Genomic DNA, 22,977 nt, shown 5'->3' with positions numbered 1-22,977 from the left:
ATCATGGCATTAAGTGATAAAGAAAAAGACAACTTGAGAACTTTTCTCTCAAGCCTTTATGGAGCACAAGTAGACAGCTGGGATATAAACGACGCTGTGTTTGATCAAACTGTTAAAATGCTGCAACAGTCGAAGAAGTGTTCCGATTTGATGGATTTGGTGCCTAGGCCAATGACCATAGGACAATCCCCAATTAATTATATTAAAAAGTCTGCGCGAGAGTTGTTACTCAGAAAACTAAAAAATGAAAAGCAACACTATAAAGTATGCGTGAGCGCAGTTGCGGTAAAGACAAAATCAAAAATGCATATGGCCGCAATGGGGTTGTAAAACTACTTTAATCTCAAAGTACCAACACAGTGTCATTTCTGTAGTTGCAAATAAGAAATGGCACTTGACCCACTCTTCATTATTTTTCGCCACTTTATCTAATAAATATCAAACTTCTCTTGTCGCTAACCTTATTAATAAGTTGTCAAAAACCTAATTCATACAAAAATGTGTAGGCTCCTACCACACTTGACCTCAAGTTCACTTGAAGTAGTACAGTCACCACTTGTTAGCATGGCACAATGGTAGGAGTGGTAACGCATGTTAGAAGATACGGTAAATACAGAGGATAAAACTGCCCTGGGAGCCGGACAAAAGCGGGTGTTGTTCAGCTTGGCTGTGGTACTCATTTTGCCAACGCTTGGCATGAGTAGTATCAATGTCTTATTGCCAACACTTGCGGAGGAGTTTGGCGTTGGGCAGGCATTGGTGAATTGGGTAGTTGTGGCATATTTGCTTTCGCTTACCGCGTTTATTCTTGGTGCTGGCGCTGTTGGAGATAGTGTTGGCCGAAAAAGGGCACTTCGCATTGGGATTGGTGTCTTTTGTGTGGGCTCCATTGTCGCTGGGCTGAGTGTAAATCTTTGGATGTTGATTGCTGCTAGGCTGTTCCAAGGCATTGGTGCTGCGCTGTTATTATCCCAAGTATTTGCACTGGCAAGCGTTGCGATGCCAAAGCGTAAAGTTGGACTTGCAATGGGGTTACTCGGTACTACCGCTGCAATTGGCACGGCACTGGGACCATTGCTAAGTGGCGCAATGCTAGAATGGTTATCATGGCAGTTCACTTTTTGGTTGATGATATTGCTCGGTGGTGCAGCTTACTTTTTAATAGCAAGGTTTCTGCCTGATGATGTCGCAAGTCCACCTGAGCTACAGCGTTTTGATGTTATTGGAAGCGTGTGGCTGTCGGCGTCATGCCTATTTTATGTGTTGGCTATGCCATCGAGTAGTTCGTTTAGTCTTGTCTTGCATAGCATATTTTTCTTATTTTCTGTGGCTTTTATCTACTGGTTTGTACAAAGCCAAAAGCGTGCTCAATTTCCACTTGTGAGTTTGGCTTTTCTTAAACACAAGCTACGCAATACCTCGTTAATCGTGAGCTTTATTGTTGACGCCATCGCGATGTCGACATTAGTTGTCGGGCCTTTTTATCTTACTTATGCGTTAGAGCTAAGCCCAGTCACGGTTGGTCTTATTGTGTCTATTGGACCTTGTATTGCTGCTGTTGCTGGTTATCCGTCAGGCGAGGTGGTTGATCATTTTGGTATCGCGTTTGCTATGTTTTTGGGCTTGCTGATGATCCTCATTGGGACAATTAGCTTTGCAATCTTACCTTCATTATTTGGACTTTATGGCTATGTTGTGGCGTTATTTGTATTAACTCCCGGAAGGCAGTTGTTTCTAGCGGCCCACCATACCTTTGTGATGACGACAGTAGCCGAAAAAGAAAAGGGCATGGGATCTGGGCTCATTAATTTATGTAAAAACTTAGGGCTAATGACCGGAGCCTCATTACTTGGTGGTGTATTTAGCGTGTTGTTGCAGGTAAAGAGTGCGGCCTTAGCAAGCTCTGCACAACTTAATATGGCATTTTCACTGACTTTTTTACTCGCTGCACTGTTTATTTTGGTTTCGCTCGTTGCCGTATTTGTGATTAGCCGAAAGCAAGCGTTTTAAAAGTAGAATTTAACCTAAGCTTCGGATAACTAATGTCCTTCTAGCTGCCAGTTTTAGCGCTAACTACGTAAATTCGCCTGGTTATCAGTAAAACTCTCTGGCTAGACAAAGATGTAATTTAAGGTGAACTTCAAAAACAATAATTTAGCTCATTCCTTCTCCAAACCTCAGATTAATTAATAACAGTTTTTTATCCGCTGATAGCTTTATTTTACTGGATATCCTTTACCCGGTTTTTATAATGATGCGGTGATACACCAAACCATGTTTTGAAGCTACGGCTAAACGCCGAGAGCTCGGAATAACCTAAGTTTAATGCCAATGTTGTCATCGAAACATCTCCTAATTGTAGCATTCTTAAGGCTATTTCCTTTCTCGTTTCTTCCAATAAACCTCTATAAGATGTTTGATGCTCTTGAAGTGTTCGTTCAAGTTTTTTTGGGTGTAATCCTAAGCTCAAGGCGATATTTTTCTTATTGCAATCTCCCGTAGATAGTAGCATGTTGATTGCATGACGGATCACGTCAATGTTAATCAGCTCTGTGGTGGGGCCATTTTGACGAAATTGATTGGCAACGATGTCATTTATCAAGTTTATCGGCATTTGAGGTTTGTACGTTAATACTTTTGACGGGAAGCGTAATGCATCCATTTCTTTCTCAAACTGAATTTTTTGTCTGCATACGGATAAAAAATCATGATTATTGAAAAAGGGATTTGGCTGGCGAAAATAAATGCAATCAGCTTTCCAATTGTTGCCAACCATATCTTGAATTACGCGGAAAATTAGACCCAAACTGAGTTGAACAAGCTGTGTGTAATGCTGTTCTTTATCTATTAGCAGCTCAAACTTAATCATACAATAGTCTGATGCCTCTTCTACGATATCAAAAGATGCACCTTGTGCATGCATATAAGTATATCTGCGTGCAACCCTTAGTGCGTCACCAATTGTATTCTGCTGACACATATAAGCACCGATTAGCCCTATGGTAGTGATATTTTGCTTTAAACTGAGTGCTGTACCAAAAGTAGGAGAATTGAGATGCTTTGCTGAGTTTTCAAGTAAATCACCAAGTTGGCGATACAAAATCATGTTGTCTGGATTATTTAACTGTGCAGGAATAATGTTAGCAGCAGTGAGCAGCGCGATGGGATCTCCACCCAGCTCATTGACCAATTCAACATAGCCAGATAGAGACGCTGATCTAACAAAATACTGCATTATCCCTCCTTATTTAGCAACCCTTATTTCTTATAATTAATATTATTTATCATTATATTTTCTAGTTTATTTATTTTAAGTTGCCTTTCTGTCTCTTAATGTCAATTTAATGTCTCAAATTGTCAAGTAATTATTGTGATATTGGTGCTAACAATAGAACCGTTGTCATTTTTAAAAAAATAAAACCAACTAATAAGAATCGCATCACTTTTTCTAGTGAAATAATGATGGCTACGTCAAATGCGAAAGACTAAGGTGGAGTAATTGCTATGATATATAACCAAGGTTTAATGGCTAGAAAGACATTAGCAAGTGCAGTAATTTTAAGTGCGCTGAGTCATAGAGTCATAAATGCTGAAGAGCTCGAAAACACCAAGTCTAATAAATTAGAACGGATCATTGTTACATCACAGAAGCGTGTCCAATCTTTGCGAGAAGTGCCCTTATCAGTTTCGGCAATGAATGCTGAAAAAATGGAGCAGGTAGGCATTGAGCGCATGGAAGATTTATCTTCATATATTCCCAATTTTAAAGTTGCAAAAGATTCCATCGCTGATCGTATTAATATACGTGGTATGCAGTCAGGTAACCTAGCAGGTTTTGAACAGTCAGTTGGTACGTTTGTTAACGGTATTTACAGGGGGCGTGGTGCTCAATCACGTTTCTCATTTGTTGATGTTGAACGTGTAGAGGTAATGCGTGGGCCGCAGAGTATATTATTTGGTAAGAATACCGTCGCCGGTGCTTTAAACATTACAACAGCTAAGCCAGACGAGACTTTCAATGGCAAAGTCTCAGTGGCTTATTCACCGACGTTTGGGCAAACAGAATTGAGTGGCATGGTAACTGGTGCATTGTCTAGCGGCCTCCGAGGTAGAGTATTTGTTATGTCAAGGGAGGTGGATGAGGGATGGGTATACAATAAGTACTACGATAGCGACACTCCCCAAAGTGAGGAGATGATGGGGCGTTTAACCTTAGAGTGGGATGCCGCGGACAACACTCTGGTTACGCTTGTTTATGAGACCAGCGACTTTGATATCAATAGCTTTCCACACGCCATGAAAAAACCTGGGCCTCTAGCGCCATTAGGTTCATTTTCAAGTTATACCGGGTCATTTATTGGTAATAGCAATCCGGTGATTGATTTTGGTTCCAATCAAACAATGATTGGAGATGCAAGTGAATTTACGTTAATCAGTGAATCTAACTTTGACGCTGGTGATTTAACCATTACGGCGGGTTACTCGGCTTACCAATTTGACCGTAATTTAGATGCCGATTATTCAGGGTTGGACGGTTTGCGTTTCAGCGATAGTGAGGATTTTAGTCAAACTAGTCTAGAAATTCGTTTTGCCTCAACAATTGGCAGTCAATTTGAGTACATGACGGGGCTATATTGGCAGCACCAAGATTTAGTGCTAGACGGATTGTCACTCTTTAACATTCCAACTTTACAGCAGGTATTAATGGCGGGCTGTAAGCAAGGGATTAGTGCCTTTGGGGGGGATTTTAATAAGGTCTACGTTTCAGGAAATGTGGAAGCCACCGGAGCTGGTGTTATCGGTTTAGGTGGTTTCGCTTCATTAGTTAATGTGTGTGGTACCGCAGCGGCATTTGACGGCATTCCAACTGGAGTTGGGCGTTATGCATTGTTAGATCAAGACACTGACACTTTGGGTATTTTTGCCCAAGGTACTTGGCACATATCTGAGCAATTGCGTGCAACGGTTGGTGTGCGATACACCAAAGAAGATAAGTCGGGCGCCAAAGACGGTTATGCAACAGACTTTACTGTAAATAACCGCACAGAATCTTCGAATCCGCTTGTGATCGCCGTTTCTCAACAAGTCGGTGAATTTGCAACACACCACTTTACCAGTTCAGACCCGGGTATGAAGCGAAATGAGAAAAGCCCAACTTGGTCAGTCAGCATCCAATACGATGTAAGTGGCGACTCCATGACTTATGCCACCGCAAGTACAGGTTTTAAGTCCGGTGGTTTTAACTCGTTTTATATGCGTAGCTCCAAGCGTGACAATGTCGCTGACTCCAGAGACGTCTCATTTGAAGATGAAAATGTGTTGGCTTTTGAACTTGGGTTAAAAACGGAATTGTTTGAGGGGACTGCGGAGTTAAATATGGCTACATTTCACTCAACTTTTGATGATATTCAGGTGTCGGTATTTAGTGGAAATACGACTTTTGAGGTAAAAAATGCAGCGAAAGCGGTGAGCTATGGTCTTGAGGTCGATGGTCGTTGGCGCGCAACGGAAGCATTAACTTTGACCGGGGCGATAGGGTTACTTAATTTTGAATATGATGAGTTTATTAATCAAGCCTGCACCAGTGATCAATTTATTGCCCAAAGACAGGCGTTATTTGACTCCGCTACTGATGATATCGCTTCACAAATTGGTATTGCCATGGGTTATAGCAATGCTAACTGTGCAAATGCAGGTATCAACGATATGTCGGGGCGCACTGCCTCAAATGCCCCTAAGTTTACTTCATCATTAACCGCGAATTACGTTACTGACTTTGGCGACTTCGAACTAAATTCAAGTTTAGATTTGAACTATCACAGTTCGGTATATCGAGTAGATGACCTTGATCCTATTGGTAAAGAGCCATCACAAACATTCCTCAATGCCAACGTGACGCTTTCAGATTTACAGGAAGGCTGGTCTCTTTCATTAACGGGTAAAAACCTAACAGATGTAGAGCATTTTGACTACATAAATGATGTACCGCTATTTGCTGGTGCACATAACTTCATGCCGCTTGCAGGGCGTTCTTTTGCATTACGATTCGATTATACATTTGGCGAATAACCAAGGGGTAGTTCTGGTTTTATGGGGATGGACTTTCTTCAATCAGTAAACTTTTAAGGTCTTGTGATTATGGTTTCATTATTACGTCAACCGCTTGCTCAGTTTCTACTTGTTGGTTTTACATTATTTATCGCGTATCGCCAGTATGTCGCTCCTGATCAGATCCAAGAGCGGACTATAGAGATCAGTGATCAACGACTAAAAAATTATTTGCAATTCCGAATCAAACGCTTCGACGCGGAGGCGGTTGAGGCAGAATTTGGCATCTTATCTTCGACACAGAAGCAGCAGTTAGTCCAAGACTATGTTCGTGAAGAAGTGTTATTTCGAGAAGCAAATAATTTGGAATTAGCAAAAAATGACTTTGTTATTCGCCAACGTCTTGTTCAGAAAATGGAATTTCTCAGTCGTGACTTTTCTGAGACGGAGCTGTCTGAAGTGCAGGTAAATTCATACTATCAAAGCCATCAACAAAATTACCGTAAACCTGCATCATTAACATTTAGCCATATATTTTTTAGCAACACTGCTGACACTGTGCAACAAGGAAGCCTGTTTGAATTACGGGAGCAACTAAATGGTGAGCTGGTGACGCCAGATCGTGCAGGCGAACTTGGTGAAGCATTTCTATACAACCGTCATTATATGAAGCGTAATGTTGATGTGGTTAAAAGCCACTTTGGCTCACTATTTATCCAAAACCTACAACAGCTACCGGTTGCGAGTGGAAAATGGTTAGGACCAATCGCATCGGATCATGGTTGGCACCTAGTATTTTTGTTAGATAGAGAAGCCGCGAGGTTACCAAAGCTTGACGAAATTAAAGATGACGTTATTGCTGATGCCCGCAACTTTTATCGTAGGAAGGTTTCAGATGAACTGATAGCAGGACTCATTGATGGTTACCATATCGTCAATTTAAGCGACGTAATGGGCAACGAAGTCAAGGGGGACACTCAATGATGTTGATCAGTCGAATTTTGATACTGTATTCGACCCTGTGTTTGGTTGCTTATAGTCAGCAGATCTGTGCTCATGACGCTCGGCCCATTGTGATTGAAATAAATCAACGTGCGCAATTGGTAGATATTAATATTAAAGTACCAGCGTCAATGTCAGCTGATTCCTTACCGAGAATAACCATTGATGCTCAGTGTAAGGGAAAATCGGAAAGTCGCCTCCGACATCAGTCAGGCGCGTTTCTCATGTCACAAACTGTGCAGTGTGAACAGTCTATAGCTGGTCGTCAACTCAATGTCCACTTTCCAGCCAGTAACCCGTCATTATCGACTCTTGTTACGCTGAACCTAGAAAATGGTCAACAGCATTCGCAATTATTAGCACCACAGCAAACTGATTGGCAGATACCAAGCGAAGAAAGCGCTAAAGGGATTGCTTGGCAATATACTCAAATGGGCGCTTTACACATTTTAGCAGGCTGGGACCATCTATTATTCGTGTTGTGTCTAATAATACTGGCCGGCAGCCCGCGTCGTATTGCTATTACCGCTACGGGCTTTACCTTTGGTCACTCAGTTACGCTGATCGCCACAGCGCTTAATTGGATTAGTGTACCAACAGCGTTTTGCGAGATATTAATTGCTTTGAGCATTGTGTTCATGGCGGTAGAAATTGCAAAGGAAGACAAACAGTTATGGGGCTATCGCCAACCAGTATTGGTCGCTACTAGTTTTGGCTTGTTACATGGCTTTGGCTTTGCTTCAGTTCTTGATGAAATTGGCTTACCGCAAATAGAGCTATTTTGGGGATTGGTGTCTTTTAATCTTGGTATAGAGCTGGGTCAACTCGCTTTTATTATCACGGTTGTTACTGTCTTCAAGATGACTTCTCAGATCCCATTGCAGCAAAGGGTTAAACATATTCCATATCAGACTTGTATCTACGTAATTGGCAGTGTTGCGGCATTTTGGTTTTGGCAACGCTCAATATCACTTTTTTATCCAGAGGTATAAAAATGCACAAGATAATTTCTTTAAAACTGATAGTGCTTTCTCTATTTATTCTCGCAGGGGAGGTGAAAGGAGGCGAACGCCAGTTATTATGGGGTGATACACATTTACATACCTCATATTCTATTGATGCCTATTTAATGGGTAATAAAGATGCCACGCCGGACACAGCTTATCGCTTCGCTAAAGGTTTACCTGTGGTGCACCCTTACTCTGGGGTTAAAGTGCGGACAAATACCCCTCTCGACTTTCTAGTTGTGTCTGATCACGGTGAATATTTGGGGATCATTCAAAAAGTGTTTGCGGGCGATCCGTTATTGATGCAAACGGAAATAGGTCGACGTTGGAACCAGTTAGCGAATAGTGGCAAAGGGCGACAAGTATATTTTGAAGCTTTGGGTGAGCATGCCAATAAGCGCAAACCCTCGCCAGAATTGCAGCAAGAGGATGTACGAGCGAGCGTATGGAGTGAAATTGTTGACGCGGCTGAGCGTCATTATCAACCGGGTAACTTCACCACCTTTGTTGGTTGGGAGTGGAGCTCAATAACAGATGGTGCCAATTTGCACCGAGTCGTAATTTCTGATGCGGATAAAAGTTCGGCAAAAACATTTTTACCTTACACCTTATTTGACAGCGACAAACCAGAAGATCTTTGGCAATGGTTAGAGCAAACATCGGCACGAACAGGTGTTGATTTTGTGGCTATTCCACATAACTCAAATATCAGTAAGGGGTTAATGTTTCCGATAACAGACAGTAACGGTAGGCCAATTGACAAAAGCTATGCCAAAACCCGTATGCGCTGGGAGCCGATCGTAGAAGTTACGCAAATTAAAGGAGACTCGGAAACGCATCCAAGTTTGTCACCAAATGATGAGTTTTCAGGGTATGAAAAGTATGAACAAGCGATGCAAGTAGGAGTGAAGGAATCAGGCCTACTGGTAAAAGAAGAAGATACAAAAGCTAATTATGTTCGTTCTGCGCTGCGCCGTGGTATTGAGCTGCAAGAAGAACTCGGCGCTAACCCATATAAAGTCGGTATGATAGGAGCGTCTGATTCACACACTGCGCTTTCTACAGTAGAAGAAGATAACTTTTGGGGAAAAATGGCGATAGATTCTACCCCTGTCAATACGTTAGATCCTTCTAAGATTATTATCCCACCTCATTCAACAGGTATGGATATGAGTGCTGCGGGTATCGCAGGTGTATGGGCTGAAGAAAATACCCGTGAAAGTATCATTGCTGCATTTAAGCGTAAGGAAGTATACGCAACCACAGGCCCACGCATTAAGTTACGTGTGTTTGCCGGTTATCAATTCACCGAACAAGATGCAAGTCACCCCAATTTAGCGAGAATTGGTTATGCCAAAGGTGAGCCCATGGGCAGCGACTTACCGGTAGCGCCAGAGGGACAGGCACCAAGGTTTTTAATTGAGGCCGTTAAAGACCCAAAAGGGGCAACACTTGATCGTGTACAAGTGATAAAAGGTTGGGTTGATCCTCAAGGACATAGCCACGAAAAGATCTTTGATGTCGTTTGGTCGGGCGATCGCAAAAGAAACGCCAGCGGCAATGTACCTAAAATAGAGAACACGGTAAATCTCACCAACCTCACTTATGACAATCGAAGCGGCGAGCCTCGTTTAGCGAGTGTTTGGCAAGATCCCGAATTCAAATCAGAGCAACATGCGTTTTACTACGTACGGGTGTTAGAAATTCCAACACCTAGGCATACCTTATATGACGCAGTCGCTTTAAACGTTAAACACCCCGAACATTACCCTGCAACAATACAAGAACGCGCTTATAGCTCGCCTATTTGGTATACGCCATTGAATAAGGAGAAGTAGACGATGACTTCAATGAAATCCATTTGTATGCGTGAGGGTGCAATCATTCTCAATGAAATAGATATACCAATACCAAAATCGGGACAGGTGCTGGTGAAGAGTCTGGCGTGTGGTATTTGTGGTTCAGACTTACATATCACACGTCATGGAGATGAAGTATTCGACATATACAAAAAGCTGGGAGTCATGTCCGATGTTGCAGGTGCAAGTACAGATATTATGTTAGGTCATGAATTTGCGGCTGAAGTGGTATCTTTCGGTGCGAATACTAAAGGCAATATTGCAATAGGTACTCGAGTCACATGTGTGCCTTTACTAATGACCCAAGGAGGGGTTGGAGTCGGTGTTACCCCGGGTGTATATGGCGCTTATTCTGAGTATTTTATCGTTGATGAAGCATTGTTGCTTCCGATACCGGAAACAGTCTCTTCGGAAGCGGCTGCGCTTACTGAACCTTTGGCGGTAGGGCTGCACGCAGTGAATCGTTCAGAGATTAAAACCGAGGACGTTGCGTTGGTTGCTGGTTGTGGCTCTATTGGTTTGGCTGCTATCGCCGCATTAAGAATTCGCGGGGTAAAGCATATTATTGCATCAGATCCCAAAGAGAATAAAAGGAAAGTGGCGCAGCAGTTTGGAGCCACTCACACCGTGGATCCGATTCAAACAGACGAGGTTACTTTTGCCGCAAAACTTGCCGGCGAAAATCGTGTTGTGATCTTTGAGTGTATTGGTGTTCATCAGTTAATAAATAGCTTTATTGTGCGTGCGCCAATGAGAGCAACTCTTGTAATTACGGGCATTCACACCGCGGACACGCAAGTCAACTTCGGCTATGCAACGGTAAAAGAAATGGATATTAAATGTTCTTATTACTATAACCCCGAAGAATTTTCTGAATCTTTACAGCACATTGCAGATGGTAAAGTTGATTGGCAAAAAATGTGCACCGGTAAAGTCGGTATTGACGGTGTTACTGAAGCGATTGACACATTATTGAAGCCAAATGATCACATTAAAATAATCATTGAACCATGGCGCAATGGAACATTAATGCAAGTTGGAAAATAGGGAAACAAGATGCGAAAGATATTTATTACAGGTGCAGGTGGCTTTATCGGTCGTCATTTGGTTGCTGAACTATTAAAAAGGGACTTGGTGATCACGGCATTAATGTTGCCGGGTGAGTCTGTACCGACAGAATGGAACAGTAAAGTACGGATTATTACTGGTGACGTAAGGGAATTGGTTGAGCTTGGTGATGAAATAGGCTCGTTTGATACTATTTTTCACTTAGCCGCGATTGTTAGTGATTGGGGAGGGAAGCAAGAGCATGTTGACATTACCGTCAATGGCACAGAGCAGGCGATCAAACTGGCAGTTAAAAACAGTGCTCGTTTTGTCGTTACTACCAGTGTTGCGGCATTTGGTAGTGCTATGGGAAGTGGCTTTTTAGACGAAAGTACTCCATGCGGTAAACCGGCATCAAATTATGAATATGTTAAACAGCTCCAAGAGCAAGTAACGCTAGATGCAGTCAAGCAAAGCGGGCTAAATGCCGTCATTATTCGCCCTGCCAATGTCTATGGGATAGGCAGCGTATGGGTAACACGTTTTATTGATTTAATGAACAAGCAAAAGCCCGTGTTAATGGGAGATGGAAAATGGGATGCAGGTTTAGTTCATGTCCAACACGTTGTTCAAGCGCTTATTCTTGCAGCGGAAAAGGCAGACATAGCCAGTGGAGAGATTTTTATCATTGCTGATGAGCCAGGCGTTACTTGGCAAAGCTATTTAGCCGCGTTATCAGAAGCACTGGAACTGCCAAAAGCAAAGGGAATTCCGAATTGGCTAGCGAAAATATTAGCACCGATATTGGAAGGGGTCGGACATCTAGTTAATCAAAAGAATGCCCCTTTGGTGACCCACTTGGCTTATCGCTTATTGGGTGTCGAAAGCATTTTTGTTAATAAGAAGGCCAAGCAAAAATTAGGCTATAAGCCTACCATAACGCTTGATAAAGCTATGGAAGAAATAAAGCAGTATTACTCAAAAAAGAGTTGTAATTAATTAGGAGAGAGTTATGCAACTACCTACTGTAATTAATCATCAAGTATCATTATTAACAGTAAATACTATTGATGAAGGATTTGTAAGAGATGCATTGCCAGGTGTGCATGTGTCACCATTATTTCTGGATACTGAGAATGGGGTCTGGGTATTAAGGGTCTTATTTGAACCGGGTGTCACATTACCCAAACACTTTCACACGGGTGTTGTGCATTTGTACACTATGAGTGGCAGCTGGCATTATCTCGAATATCCTGATCAGCCTCAAACTGCGGGCAGTTATTTATATGAACCTGGTGGTTCAATACACCAGTTTCATACACCAGAATCTAATGAGGATGTGACTGATACGGTTATGTTCATACAAGGTGCAAATATTAATTTTGACGAAGATGGAAACTTTATAAATATCATGGATGCAGGCTGGATAGAAAGGGTGATAATTGAAGCCGCAAAGCGCAATGATGAGAAAGTAAAATATATTAAACCTAGCGGTCTTGCTAATTATAATGAATAAAAGTAGTCATCTTTTTTCTGCTTCCTTAATTTCTTTTTATAAAAAGTTATTAAGGAGGCTGTATCAAGAGAAAATGTAGAGGTAATTAAATGCTTTCCAGTATTAGTAAATATAAAAATCTCAATCAGTTTATCTGTGATGCAATGGAACGTTTCGCTAAACTGCCGTCATTCAGTTGTTTGGGTCAAACCGTAACGTTTGAATACATTGATAAAAAGTCAACTGCTCTAGCCGCATACTATCAATCACTAGGTTTACAGGCCGGAGATCGTATTGCTATTCAGTTACCTAATTTAATTCAGTATCCTATTGCGACCTATGCTGCATTTAAAGCTGGACTTATTGTTGTTAATACTAATCCCTTTTATACACCTAGAGAAATGAAGCATCAATTTAATGATTCAGGTGCTAAAGCGATTGTTATATTGACGGATTTATATCCGACGTTAGCAGAAATATACGCTGAAACACTTATCGAATACGTAATTGTTACTGACGTCTTTGATTTGATAAGTGGTGGAAGTGAAATATCTAATGATAAGGTGGTTAGCTTTAACTACGCGATTAAAAAGGGCGAAGCTTTACCGTTACTTAGCCCTAATGCAATGCTTGATGATGTAGCTATATTACAATATACCGGAGGTACCACAGGGGTATCAAAAGGAGCACAGCTAACGCATCGCAACTTAATTGCAAATACTTTTCAAGCATCCGAACGCCTTGGTGAGTATTTAAAAGAAGGGCAAGAGGTTTTTGTTTGTCCACTTCCTTTGTATCATATATACGCGCTTATGGTAAATATGTTGCTGATTTTCTCTAAAGGTAACTTGAACGTACTTATACCAAATCCGCGTGATTATGATGCATTTATTGACGCGATAGAACCATTTTCTATTACTGGATTCTCTGGTATCAATACTTTATTTGTTGGTTTATGCAATCAATCAAAATTTCGTCAGTTGGATTTTAGTAAGCTAAGGTTAACTCTTTCTGGCGGTACAGCATTAACGAGCACTGCCGCTTCAATTTGGCGAGACGTTACGGGCTGTAATATTGCTGAAGGATTTGGCTTATCTGAGACTTCGCCCGTGGTGACATTAAGTACGCCTGGTAGCGAAGAAATTGGCACGGTTGGTTTTCCTGTTATAGGTACTGATGTTGAGTTCTGGGATGAAAATGATGTTCCAGTACCCGACGGCAAATGTGGCCAAATAGTTGTGCGAGGTGAACAGGTGATGAAAGGGTATTGGAATATGCCGGAGCAAACCGCTGAGGTAATGACGGCTGAAGGCTTTTTTAAAACAGGTGATATTGGTCTGAGATTATCGAATGGTCATATTAAAATTGTTGACCGATTAAAGGACATGATAATCGTTTCTGGTTTCAACGTTTACCCCAACGAAATAGAAGAAATATTGGTGTCTCACCCAGCAGTATTAGAAGCAGCTGTAGTTGGTAAAGCTGATGAGAAAACGGGTGAATCAGTACACGCTTATGTTACATTAAAGTCAACTGTTGAAGAGAAAGACATTATACTTTTTTGTCGCGAGAAATTAACAAACTATAAAGTACCAAAAAAGGTAACGATTATGGAAAAATTACCAAAATCTACCGTGGGTAAAACATTGCGCAGAGCGCTACGTAAATAGTTCACCTGGAAACAATTAAATGCTTTGAATTAATTTAAGATCTCAATGATTTTACTACGCTCAAGTTGCAACTTTTTTGAGTCACACAACCAAAGCATTGCAATTTGATTAAAAAATTGCAAAGTCGAACGAAATTACTGCTATACACGCACTGTCGGATAAACCTGATATCAGCGGTGCACTGATTTCTATTGAAATCATGGGTTGCTAAACAGCAATTGCGCGCACCATAGTAGATAAAGAATGCGACTATCTATTGACACTCAAAGCCAATCAATACACGTTATTTGAGACAGTGAAAGTCGATCTAACGCACAAAAACTCTAGAAAGACATGGGAGAGTTAGGGCACCTGAGCGATTAGTGTTTTAGCTTCCTGGAGTGTTTGTGGAACCCAGATGATAAAGAGCTGGGCTAATTCATTTAAATGGGCGATGGTTTCTTGCACATACAACGCAGTATCGCCTATCAGGTAACAGCCTGCTTTCAAAATATTCGCTTTACATGTGCTACGTACGGCTAGTAAAGCCAAGACCATTGAACAGCATAGCAACAAACAGCTGACCAAAGCTCACCTTTCGCTCGTTGTAATATTCGTAAATAGCCGAAAGCAAGGGTATTAAAATTTTGCAGTCAAGCTCATGAGTTGATTTGTACAGACCGCAAAATTTTTTTCCTACTTTTTTCAAACTTAAGGTTTTCTTAATTTTCGCCTTTTAAAGTTTTTACATCAGAACGGGAAAGGTGTGAAAACGATGGGCGAAGCACTACAAGCAGTAAACTCCCAAAGTCGTCTTAGATGGGCAAACAAAACTTGCGGCGCGCGCGGTGAATTGGAGCACGCTATCCACAGTGGTTTTGCCCATGCTTTTGGCGCTGATATTCATGAGTATTATCCCCTTTTAAGTCATTTAAACTACCGCCAAAGCGATTGTTTTTTAGGCCTTAGATTTGCAGCCAAAGACACTTTATTTGTGGAGCAGTATCTTAATCGTCCGGTAGAGCAGTGCTTCTCAACGGTTTCAGAGCGTAGTCATATCGCAGAACTTGGCAATTTGTTCTCAACAGGCCGAATGGCAACGTTAAGCCACTTTATTGTACTGACTCAAGCACTGCTTGAGAGTGACATCCGCTACTTGGTGTTTACGGCGACCAAACAAGTACGCGCATTGATGAAGTTATGCCAAGTCGAGGTTAACAAGATTTCTTTGGCACATGGCACTATCGCCTCAGCCAAAGATTATGGCAGCTATTACCAATGTGCTCCCATGGTTTGTTCGGTGGATTTACATCAAGCCCTGCAAGTGATCACAAACACTGAAATGTATCAACACTTACTACAAGGACTCGAGGTGGAAATTGCGAGCTTAAAAGAGGCATTTTTATATGTGTGATTTCTTAAAAAAACTGCCACATCAAGACAGTGATGTGATTTTACAACAAGGGCAAACTCGTCTCACTTTTGCTGAGGTAAAATCTTACACGCAAGCATTGGCAGAGCGCTTTATTGTGATGAATGGCGAGAGTGTTGCGGTTTCTCTAGACAACTCTATCGCTTGGCTATTGGTAGATTTTGCACTATTACAAGCGAATAAAGTGTCTATTCCTGTACCTCATTTCTTTACCACAGCGCAAGTTGAACACACCCTTGAGCAATCAAAAGCAAACTGGTTTATCAGCGATACCAAGCTTGAAAATAGCGCTGAATTTTCGGTGTTAGATGTCTATGGTCAAGCAATCTATGTGTATCAAACTAGGTGCGAAAGCACAGGAACCTATTTTCCTAAAACGCAAAAGATCACCTATACGTCAGGTTCAACAGGCGCACCAAAAGGTGTATGTCTGTCGGTTGAAAACCAGCTTGTCGTGGCGAGCAGTTTATGCGAAACCATCGCACTTAATCGCCCTAAGCACTTGTGTTTATTACCGCTACCTGTGTTGCTAGAAAACATCGCGGGTGTGTATGCGCCGCTACTGAGTGGTGGCATGGTTGAGGTAACCGAACTTGCGTCTCTAGGCTTTTCGGGCAGCCAGTTGCTATATCCACAAAAGTTACTGCAAAAGATAAGTGAAGTACAACCAAATAGCTTAATTTTAGTGCCTGAGCTACTGCGTTGCCTGCTAAGTGCCACGCAGCAAGGATGGCAACCCCCTGCAAGTTTACGTTTTATTGCGGTCGGTGGCGCGAAAGTTGACACTGAACTGCTACAGCAAGCTAAACAGCTGGGCTTACCTGTGTTTCAAGGGTATGGGCTTTCCGAGTCGGGGTCTGTTGTTGCACTGAATACGGGTGAGCAAGATGGCAGCGTTGGTAAGTTACTGCCCCATATTCAGGCACGTATTGTGGCAGATGAGTTAGAGATCAAAGGTAATAACTTTTTAGGTTACTTAGGCGGCGAAGCGATAGCCCAAGATGCGTGGTTAAAAACCGGCGACAGAGTGTCCAAGCGTGAGCAGCATTTTGTCATCGAAGGCCGGCTAAAAAATCTTCTGATCAACAGCTTTGGACGCAATATTTCTCCTGAGTGGCCGGAGTCCGTTTTGCTTGCCTATGTACCTTTACTGCAATGCGTTGTGGTGGGTGATGGCAAGCCATTTTTAACGGCGCTTATTTACACCCCGACACAACTAACAGCAGCTGTGATTGACAACGCCATTGAGCTTGCCAACCAGCAACTCCCTGATTACGCAAAAATAAAACGTTATGTGCGCGTAGATGAAGCCTTTTCGGTAGGTAACGGCATGCTTACCGCGAACGGTAGACCTAAACGCGACGTGATTTTAGCTAATTTCGCGCAGCAAATTTCAGCGCTTTACTCCCAGAATCAATACGAAGCGGCAGAGCCTGCGGCTTCGGTTTAAAAGGAAAACAACGATGAGCAATTTTTACCAAACCTTACAATTAGAAACGGAACAAGCGCGCCAATATCTACTAAGCGCACCAATTATTCATGATGTTTTTCATGGTCAGATCACCAAAGGCCAATACGTTTCATTTTTGCAACAGGCATTTCACCACGTAAAGCACACAGTACCACTCCTTATGGCGTGTGGCGCAAGGCTAGATGACAGTAAAGAATGGTTGCGAGAAGCAATAGGGCATTACATCGAAGAAGAAATGGGACACCAAGAGTGGATCCTTAATGATATTGCCGCCTGTGGTGTGGATAAAGAAGTAATACGTCATAGTATGCCAAGCTTCGCAACTGAAATGATGGTGTCTTACGCCTACGACAGTATCGCTCGTAAACACCCATTGAGCTTTTTTGGCATGGTTAATGTGCTTGAGGGCACTTCCATCGCACTTGCCGATGATGCAGCTCGTCAAATTGCGAATAAACTTGGTCTGCCTCGTAGCGCATTTTCCTATTTAACATCTCATGGCGCGTTAGATGTTGAGCATATTGACTTTTTTGCAGGGCTGATGAACAAGATCAGCTGTGAAAAAGAGCAAGCGATCATTATTCACAGCGCTAAACAGTTTTATCGCTTGTACGGCGACATATTCCGCAACATTGAAGCGGTGCCTGCAGGTGTTGAATTTGCGGAGGTAGGCTGATGAAAGCAACAAAACTTGCCGTTATCACTGGGGGATCTCGGGGGATCGGTCGGGCCATTAGTAAACAGTTGGCCATGCATAATTGGCATTGTTTGCTGATTGGTCGGGACAGCGAAAAATTAAAGCAGGTGATAGCGGGGTTATCGGGAGAACACGATTATCTTGCTTTAGACATCACAGCTGAGGATGCAGCGACACAAATCGCGAGAAAAGCAGCGACTATGGGTGGGGTTGACTTACTCGTCAACAACGCGGGCATTAATACCATGGCTGGGTTTGCTGAAATTTTACCTACTGACTTAAAAAAGCAGATGGAGACGAATTTATTGGCGCCCATGCTAGTTAGCCAAGCGTGTTTACCACAGCTGATCTCCAGTCATGGCACCATAGTTAACGTAGGTTCAGCGTTTGGTTCTATCGGCTTTCCATATCAAAGCAGCTATTGCGCTAGCAAGTTCGGTCTGCGTGGTTTTACAGAGGCACTGACGCGGGAACTCGATGACCAAGTGGCGGTTAAATATCTTGCGCCGCGCGCAACCACAACTGAAATGAATGACGACCGCGCGACGGCCGTAAACCATGCACTAGGCAATCAGATGGACTCGCCAGAAGTCGTTGCACAAGCCTTTATGAAATTGCTCCATAGCAACACCAAACGCGCTGCCATTGGTTTTCCTGAACGGTTTTTTGCGAGACTCAATGGCTTGATGCCAGAGTTTGTTGATAACGCATTAATCAAAAAAGTAAAAACCATCCAAACCATTTTTTCCACTAAGGAGTCATTACGATGAACGCACTAAAAACCTTGTTAGCTTCAGCAACATTACTGGTATTCAGTCAAGGTGCTTGGGCAGCATTTGACGATGATCTTAGCCAAGTCCAAACTAAATGGGCAACGGTAAATTATGAAACCGAGGGCGATGCCCAAGAAAAAGCATTTGAAGAATTGGTTAAGCAGTGCGTGGCATTTGTTGAACAATATCCAGATCGCGCAGAAGCTTACATCTGGCGTGGTATTGTGCAGTCGAGCTTTGCTGGAGCGAAAGGTGGCTTGGGGGCGCTTGGTCTTGCCAAAGATGCGAAAGCCTCATTCGAAAAAGCCATTGAACTTGATAAAAACGCACTGTCTGGTTCTGCATTAACGAGTTTAGGGACGCTCTATGCTCAGGTCCCAGGCTGGCCAATTGGGTTTGGCAGCGATAAAAAGGCGAAAAAGCTGTTCCAAGAATCATTAGCGCTTAATCCGGCAGGAATTGATGTAAACTATTTCTATGCACAGTTTTTATATGACGAACGTGATTATAGTGCCGCGCTTGCACACTTAAAAAAAGCGCAGAATGCGCCAAGTCGTCCGGGTAGAGAAAAAGCGGATGAATACCGTCAAGAAGAAGTGGCACAGCTATTGGCGAAAGTCGAAAAAAAGCTAAAAAGAAGGAATAAATGAGGCTATTACTTGTAGAGGACGATGAGCTACTGGCACAGGGGCTCATCGCATCACTTAAAAAAGAAGGGTACGCCATCGAGCATGCGCCGACGCAAAGACAAGCAATCAGTTTTGTTGAATCTGGCGAATTTGAGCTGGTGGTGCTTGACCTAGGTCTACCCGATGGAGACGGTTTGGCGGTACTCAAGGCGCTAAAGAAAACCAAATCGCAAACCGCTGCGCTCATTCTAACGGCAAGAAATAGTCTTGATGATAAAATTGCAGGGCTGGATTTAGGGGCTGATGACTATTTGGCTAAGCCGTTTGAGCCTAAAGAACTATTTGCGCGTTTACGGGTGATTGGTCGACGCTTCACTAAACAAGTGAGCAGCACGTTGAGTTGTAATGACGTGGTGTTAGATCTCGCCAGTCACGAGGTGCTTGTAAGTGGTAGCGCTCAAGAATTACCTCGTAAAGAATATATGCTACTCAAGGCGCTGATGGAAAACAGCGGCCGTGTGCTTTCAAAAACTCAGTTAGAATCTAAGCTCTATGATTGGGGAGAAGCTTTGGGTTCTAATGCTATTGAGGTGCATATTCACCACCTACGCAAGAAAATGCCCGACGGATTTATTAAAACGCTGCGTGGCATTGGCTATGTTGTTGGCAAGGGGGCTTAGTGGGCACGAAAAGCTCGCTTGGAGGTGCTTCAATAACGAGAAAGTTGACCCTAATTTTAGTGTCAGCTTTGGTGCTGAGTGCATCCATGGCGCTGCTACGGGGTTATCACTCCAGCATGGCGATGGCACAAGCACAATTAGACAGCCATTTAGAGTCCATCGCTATACTCGTTAATGCTCAAGTCACCGCGACTACCTTGCCCAGTGGTGCGGGTAATAGCGCATTTTACTTTTTAGTCCTTGAGCGCAATCAAGTTGTCGCAGGCAGTGAGCTACTTGCTAAGTACAAAAATAAGCTTAATTATCATGCTGGATTTAGCACCCAAAATGTGGGGGCGACTAGACTCAGAACCTTCAGTGAAGCGTTTGGTGACAGGCAAATACTGGTAGCAGAGCCGGTACAAAAGCGTTTTGCCCTTGCTGAAGGCATGATTGTCTCCGCAATGACGCCGCTGGTGGTGATCATGCCGTTTCTTGCGGTGTTTATTGCATGGATTATTTATACGGCGTTAAAGCCTTTACGAGATCTTTCTAAAGAGCTTAGACGACGTAACCCCAAAGACTTTACGCAGCTGGAAGTGCAAAGCGACAAAGCGGAAGTGGCAATCGTTATCGCGACGCTAAATGACCTCTTTCAAAAAGTTGAGGTCGCGTATCTTAAAGAGCGTTATTTTGCTTCCGATGCCGCTCATGAGTTAAAAACGCCGATCGCAAGCTTAAAAATCCATCTGCATAATTTAACGCACGACACTAAGCATCCCAGTGCCATTGCTATGTCAAAAGGGCTTGAGCAGCTAAACCATGTGGTTGAGCAAATGCTGACTTTAGCACGTACAGAACCAGAACTGTGGCATAAACAATTTGCGCAGCAAGACTTAGTGGCATTAACTCAACACTTGATTGCTAACTGTTACCCGAGAATTGAACAAAAATCACAAAATATCAGCTTAGATGCATCAGAAGCGACCTTAGAGGGCTGTGAGTTCACATTAACCACATTATTTTCTAATCTAATTGGTAATGCGATTAAATACACGCCAATTGAAGGTGACATAGAAGTAAAAATTCAGCAGCATGCGCAGCGGGTTGTATGGCAAATCGATGATTCGGGTTGTGGTATGTCGGATGCGGAAATAGAGCGGATTTTTGACAGGTTTTATCGCGTTGGTGGAGATAAACACCCTTCAGGGGAAAAAGGGGCTGGTTTAGGAATGGCGATAGTCAATCATATAATTGCAATTTATCATGCAGATATCTCTTTTGCTCGTAGTCATTTAGGCGGGCTTAGAGTTTGTGTAAATTTACCGAGGGGGCAGGATGCTAAGGACTAAGGTCTCTTCGCTGTCTTTCGCGCTTGGTTTGCCTTTGGCGACCTGTAGTTTCGCCTTGTGGGCGGAAGAAAGTTTTACCATTATTCTTAAAAATCATTTATTTACACCTGCACAAGTTGAGGTGCCTGCAAATCGCAAAGTAAAGCTCATCATCGAGAATCAAGACCCTCAGGTTGAAGAGTTTGACAGTTTTGATCTTAATCGTGAAAAAGTGCTCTTTCCAAACCGTAAAAGTGTGATTTATATCGGTCCGTTAGCACCCGGTGAATATAGTTTTTTTGGTGAATTTTCACCAAATACAGCACAAGGTATCGTTATCGTGAAGGAGCCAAACAATGCTTCTTAATGCGGTGGTGGTGAGCGTGAACCAATTATTACCAGTAACTGTACTTTGGGTACTATTAGCACAATGTACCAATGCAGCTTTACCGCTTAAAACGACACTCATCGCGTTAAGTGCGGGGCTAGTCGGCTGCTTTGGCATATGGTTTTTGGGTGGAGAAATAGCCTCGAGTTTTGATTATCGCGGGTTTGAGTTATTGCAAATAGGTCTGTTGCTCAGTTTATTTTGCTTAATGATTGCAACAAAACGCACCGGACATACGGCACTTGCTGCATCGGCTTTTGGCTTAGCCGTGGTACTGTATTTGCACCATTTGGCAAGCTTTGCGTTCTCTTATTCAAAGCCTGCGGATGGTCAAACCCTCGCCATTGGCACCTCGCTCGGTGTAGGGATCTGTTTGAGCTTTTCTATTCTACTCTTCTTTTTCCTAGATTGGCTGAAGAGTAAGCACTTACCTTGGTTGTTGCTGTTGTTACTGGCTTTACACGGTGCGAGTAAGGTGTCGATTGCATTGGACTTAGCGCTTCAAGTGGACTTAATTAGTGCCGCTAGACTTGAAATAGACTTGCGACAAATTGTGGACGAACACAGTGTTATTGGTCGAGTGCTGAGAGTATTAGTGGGGTATGAAGCAACACCAAATGCTGCGACGCTTGCAGGGTTTGGAGGCGCGTTGATTACGTTCTTGGGATGTACATATTGGAGAACAGCGCATGCGAAATAATGTTTTACTCGCGCTGCTGGTGAGTGTTTTTGGGGTTGTGGCGTTTAGCGCAAAAGCGGATGGTATGGTGGTGGACAAAGTTTATCATCCTTATGTGATGCCGCTTGAACGTGAGTTGGAGTGGCGACTACTATCTCGCCAAACCGAGCAAGGGAATGTGTTGGCACAGCGCTTAGGGCTTGGTTGGAGCCTCACCGAGACGATGACCATCGAAGGTTACGCGATAGGTGAGCGCGACGATGAGGGCAACTTTGACTTGGCTGCTTACGAGTTAGAGTCGCGGTGGCAATTTGTAGAGCAAGGGCGCTACTGGGCGGATATTGGCATGTTGTTTGAGCTTGAAAAACGCCATAAGTTCGATGCCTATGAAGCTACCGCTGGGTTTTTATTTGAGAAGGAATTTGGTCGCACGAGCCTCACCATGAATGCATTTTTGGTGAGGGAGTGGGGCAAGGACATTGAGGATGAGTGGGAATCTGAGTTTAGAGCGCAACTGCGCTACCGCTTGTATAGTGCTTTTCAGCCAGCAATTGAAGTCTATGTCGGAGAAGACTTCTTTGGTGTTGGTCCAGGGTTTATCGGACTACATCGATTCGAAGGTCAAAAACAGCTGAAATGGGAAGCGGGTTTTATTTCGGAGATCAGCCAATCCGGCAAAGATCATAGCTTTAGACTCGCATTGGAATTTGAGTTTTAAGTGTTGCTTTTACTTTGTTTAAAAGAGGGGGAGATGCAGCAAAAATGTCATTGGCTTATGGTGCATCTAGCTGCTAACTTTAGAGTCGAACTA

At 43.0% G+C, this 22,977-nt stretch carries 21 protein-coding genes; 20 read left to right on the top strand and 1 reads right to left on the bottom strand.

Going from position 1 to position 22,977, the window contains the following annotated elements; genetic code table 11:
- Positions 1-3: 3 nt before the first annotated feature.
- Together JJQ94_RS04105 and JJQ94_RS04100 are read left to right on the top strand one after the other, a co-directional pair.
- Positions 4-330, top strand: coding sequence for a hypothetical protein (locus JJQ94_RS04105; protein ID WP_099029860.1), 327 nt, complete (start codon positions 4-6; stop codon positions 328-330).
- Positions 331-591: 261 nt separating this feature from the next.
- Positions 592-2,010: an MFS transporter gene (locus JJQ94_RS04100; protein WP_099029861.1), complete on the top strand. Its 1,419-nt coding sequence runs from the start codon at positions 592-594 to the stop codon at positions 2,008-2,010.
- A 211-nt stretch (positions 2,011-2,221) separates the two neighbouring features.
- Here the strand turns inward: JJQ94_RS04100 and JJQ94_RS04095 are convergent, their stop codons facing one another.
- Entirely contained in the window at positions 2,222-3,235 is a 1,014-nt protein-coding gene (locus JJQ94_RS04095) for an AraC family transcriptional regulator (protein WP_099029862.1), read from the bottom strand.
- A 269-nt stretch (positions 3,236-3,504) separates the two neighbouring features.
- Between JJQ94_RS04095 and JJQ94_RS04090 the strand changes: the two genes are divergently transcribed.
- The 18 genes from JJQ94_RS04090 to JJQ94_RS04005 all read left to right on the top strand — a co-directional run bounded on the left by JJQ94_RS04090 (position 3,505) and on the right by JJQ94_RS04005 (position 22,884).
- Positions 3,505-6,069, top strand: a complete 2,565-nt coding sequence (locus JJQ94_RS04090; protein WP_099029863.1) for a TonB-dependent receptor — start codon at positions 3,505-3,507, stop codon at positions 6,067-6,069.
- Between the two features lie 69 nt (positions 6,070-6,138).
- Positions 6,139-7,032, top strand: a complete 894-nt coding sequence (locus JJQ94_RS04085; protein WP_099029864.1) for a peptidyl-prolyl cis-trans isomerase — start codon at positions 6,139-6,141, stop codon at positions 7,030-7,032.
- A complete protein-coding gene (locus JJQ94_RS04080; protein WP_099029865.1) occupies positions 7,029-8,042 on the top strand; it encodes a HupE/UreJ family protein in 1,014 nt (337 codons plus the stop codon). Before JJQ94_RS04085 ends, JJQ94_RS04080 begins: the two co-directional genes overlap by 4 nt.
- Before the next feature lie 2 nt (positions 8,043-8,044).
- The gene (locus JJQ94_RS04075; RefSeq protein ID WP_099029866.1) at positions 8,045-9,895 is read left to right on the top strand and encodes a DUF3604 domain-containing protein; all 1,851 of its coding nucleotides are present in this window, start codon (positions 8,045-8,047) and stop codon (positions 9,893-9,895) included.
- 3 nt (positions 9,896-9,898) lie between these two features.
- Positions 9,899-10,963, top strand: coding sequence for a zinc-binding dehydrogenase (locus tag JJQ94_RS04070; protein ID WP_099029867.1), 1,065 nt, complete (start codon positions 9,899-9,901; stop codon positions 10,961-10,963).
- Between the two features lie 9 nt (positions 10,964-10,972).
- Positions 10,973-11,962 (top strand): NAD-dependent epimerase/dehydratase family protein, encoded by a 990-nt coding sequence (locus JJQ94_RS04065; protein WP_099029868.1) that lies wholly within the window; start codon positions 10,973-10,975, stop codon positions 11,960-11,962.
- A gap of 13 nt (positions 11,963-11,975) precedes the next feature.
- Positions 11,976-12,479, top strand: a complete 504-nt coding sequence (locus tag JJQ94_RS04060; RefSeq protein WP_099029869.1) for a 2,4'-dihydroxyacetophenone dioxygenase family protein — start codon at positions 11,976-11,978, stop codon at positions 12,477-12,479.
- 89 nt (positions 12,480-12,568) lie between these two features.
- Positions 12,569-14,128, top strand: coding sequence for an AMP-binding protein (locus JJQ94_RS04055; RefSeq protein WP_099029870.1), 1,560 nt, complete (start codon positions 12,569-12,571; stop codon positions 14,126-14,128).
- Positions 14,129-14,882: 754 nt separating this feature from the next.
- The gene (locus JJQ94_RS04050; RefSeq protein WP_099029872.1) at positions 14,883-15,521 is read left to right on the top strand and encodes a thermostable hemolysin; all 639 of its coding nucleotides are present in this window, start codon (positions 14,883-14,885) and stop codon (positions 15,519-15,521) included.
- Positions 15,514-16,989 carry an AMP-binding protein gene (locus JJQ94_RS04045; protein WP_099029873.1) on the top strand — a complete coding sequence of 492 codons (1,476 nt, stop codon included), beginning with the start codon at positions 15,514-15,516 and terminating at the stop codon, positions 16,987-16,989. Before JJQ94_RS04050 ends, JJQ94_RS04045 begins: the two co-directional genes overlap by 8 nt.
- 13 nt (positions 16,990-17,002) lie before the next feature.
- Positions 17,003-17,686: a TenA family transcriptional regulator gene (locus tag JJQ94_RS04040; RefSeq protein WP_099029874.1), complete on the top strand. Its 684-nt coding sequence runs from the start codon at positions 17,003-17,005 to the stop codon at positions 17,684-17,686.
- A complete protein-coding gene (locus tag JJQ94_RS04035) occupies positions 17,686-18,477 on the top strand; it encodes an SDR family oxidoreductase (RefSeq protein ID WP_099029875.1) in 792 nt (263 codons plus the stop codon). Before JJQ94_RS04040 ends, JJQ94_RS04035 begins: the two co-directional genes overlap by 1 nt.
- Entirely contained in the window at positions 18,474-19,130 is a 657-nt protein-coding gene (locus tag JJQ94_RS04030; RefSeq protein WP_099029876.1) for a tetratricopeptide repeat protein, read from the top strand. The genes JJQ94_RS04035 and JJQ94_RS04030 overlap by 4 nt, the downstream gene beginning before the upstream one ends.
- Positions 19,127-19,789, top strand: a complete 663-nt coding sequence (locus JJQ94_RS04025; protein ID WP_099029877.1) for a response regulator — start codon at positions 19,127-19,129, stop codon at positions 19,787-19,789. Before JJQ94_RS04030 ends, JJQ94_RS04025 begins: the two co-directional genes overlap by 4 nt.
- The gene (locus JJQ94_RS04020; protein ID WP_099029878.1) at positions 19,789-21,120 is read left to right on the top strand and encodes an ATP-binding protein; all 1,332 of its coding nucleotides are present in this window, start codon (positions 19,789-19,791) and stop codon (positions 21,118-21,120) included. Before JJQ94_RS04025 ends, JJQ94_RS04020 begins: the two co-directional genes overlap by 1 nt.
- Entirely contained in the window at positions 21,107-21,466 is a 360-nt protein-coding gene (locus JJQ94_RS04015; protein ID WP_099029879.1) for a cupredoxin domain-containing protein, read from the top strand. The genes JJQ94_RS04020 and JJQ94_RS04015 overlap by 14 nt, the downstream gene beginning before the upstream one ends.
- Entirely contained in the window at positions 21,456-22,187 is a 732-nt protein-coding gene (locus tag JJQ94_RS04010; protein ID WP_099029880.1) for a hypothetical protein, read from the top strand. The genes JJQ94_RS04015 and JJQ94_RS04010 overlap by 11 nt, the downstream gene beginning before the upstream one ends.
- Entirely contained in the window at positions 22,177-22,884 is a 708-nt protein-coding gene (locus JJQ94_RS04005; protein WP_088532862.1) for a hypothetical protein, read from the top strand. Before JJQ94_RS04010 ends, JJQ94_RS04005 begins: the two co-directional genes overlap by 11 nt.
- Positions 22,885-22,977 lie beyond the last annotated feature (93 nt).

The sequence above is a fragment of the Pseudoalteromonas sp. GCY genome (genome assembly GCF_016695175.1).
In the GTDB taxonomy this organism is placed as follows: domain Bacteria; phylum Pseudomonadota; class Gammaproteobacteria; order Enterobacterales; family Alteromonadaceae; genus Pseudoalteromonas.
This window is presented reverse-complemented; position numbering and strand designations above follow the sequence as displayed.

Excerpts from the sequence above, each read along its gene's own strand:
- JJQ94_RS04095 (WP_099029862.1), bottom strand. The coding sequence starts at position 3,235 with ATGCAGTATTTTGTTAGATCAGCGTCTCTATCTGGCTATGTTGAATTG.
- JJQ94_RS04045 (WP_099029873.1), top strand. The coding sequence starts at position 15,514 with ATGTGTGATTTCTTAAAAAAACTGCCACATCAAGACAGTGATGTGATT.
- JJQ94_RS04055 (WP_099029870.1), top strand. The coding sequence starts at position 12,569 with ATGCTTTCCAGTATTAGTAAATATAAAAATCTCAATCAGTTTATCTGT.
- JJQ94_RS04065 (WP_099029868.1), top strand. The coding sequence starts at position 10,973 with ATGCGAAAGATATTTATTACAGGTGCAGGTGGCTTTATCGGTCGTCAT.
- JJQ94_RS04050 (WP_099029872.1), top strand. The coding sequence starts at position 14,883 with ATGGGCGAAGCACTACAAGCAGTAAACTCCCAAAGTCGTCTTAGATGG.
- JJQ94_RS04035 (WP_099029875.1), top strand. The coding sequence starts at position 17,686 with ATGAAAGCAACAAAACTTGCCGTTATCACTGGGGGATCTCGGGGGATC.
- JJQ94_RS04060 (WP_099029869.1), top strand. The coding sequence starts at position 11,976 with ATGCAACTACCTACTGTAATTAATCATCAAGTATCATTATTAACAGTA.
- JJQ94_RS04075 (WP_099029866.1), top strand. The coding sequence starts at position 8,045 with ATGCACAAGATAATTTCTTTAAAACTGATAGTGCTTTCTCTATTTATT.
- JJQ94_RS04015 (WP_099029879.1), top strand. The coding sequence starts at position 21,107 with ATGCTAAGGACTAAGGTCTCTTCGCTGTCTTTCGCGCTTGGTTTGCCT.
- JJQ94_RS04030 (WP_099029876.1), top strand. The coding sequence starts at position 18,474 with ATGAACGCACTAAAAACCTTGTTAGCTTCAGCAACATTACTGGTATTC.
- JJQ94_RS04100 (WP_099029861.1), top strand. The coding sequence starts at position 592 with ATGTTAGAAGATACGGTAAATACAGAGGATAAAACTGCCCTGGGAGCC.
- JJQ94_RS04105 (WP_099029860.1), top strand. The coding sequence starts at position 4 with ATGGCATTAAGTGATAAAGAAAAAGACAACTTGAGAACTTTTCTCTCA.
- JJQ94_RS04090 (WP_099029863.1), top strand. The coding sequence starts at position 3,505 with ATGATATATAACCAAGGTTTAATGGCTAGAAAGACATTAGCAAGTGCA.
- JJQ94_RS04040 (WP_099029874.1), top strand. The coding sequence starts at position 17,003 with ATGAGCAATTTTTACCAAACCTTACAATTAGAAACGGAACAAGCGCGC.
- JJQ94_RS04070 (WP_099029867.1), top strand. The coding sequence starts at position 9,899 with ATGACTTCAATGAAATCCATTTGTATGCGTGAGGGTGCAATCATTCTC.
- JJQ94_RS04005 (WP_088532862.1), top strand. The coding sequence starts at position 22,177 with ATGCGAAATAATGTTTTACTCGCGCTGCTGGTGAGTGTTTTTGGGGTT.
- JJQ94_RS04025 (WP_099029877.1), top strand. The coding sequence starts at position 19,127 with ATGAGGCTATTACTTGTAGAGGACGATGAGCTACTGGCACAGGGGCTC.
- JJQ94_RS04085 (WP_099029864.1), top strand. The coding sequence starts at position 6,139 with ATGGTTTCATTATTACGTCAACCGCTTGCTCAGTTTCTACTTGTTGGT.
- JJQ94_RS04080 (WP_099029865.1), top strand. The coding sequence starts at position 7,029 with ATGATGTTGATCAGTCGAATTTTGATACTGTATTCGACCCTGTGTTTG.
- JJQ94_RS04010 (WP_099029880.1), top strand. The coding sequence starts at position 21,456 with ATGCTTCTTAATGCGGTGGTGGTGAGCGTGAACCAATTATTACCAGTA.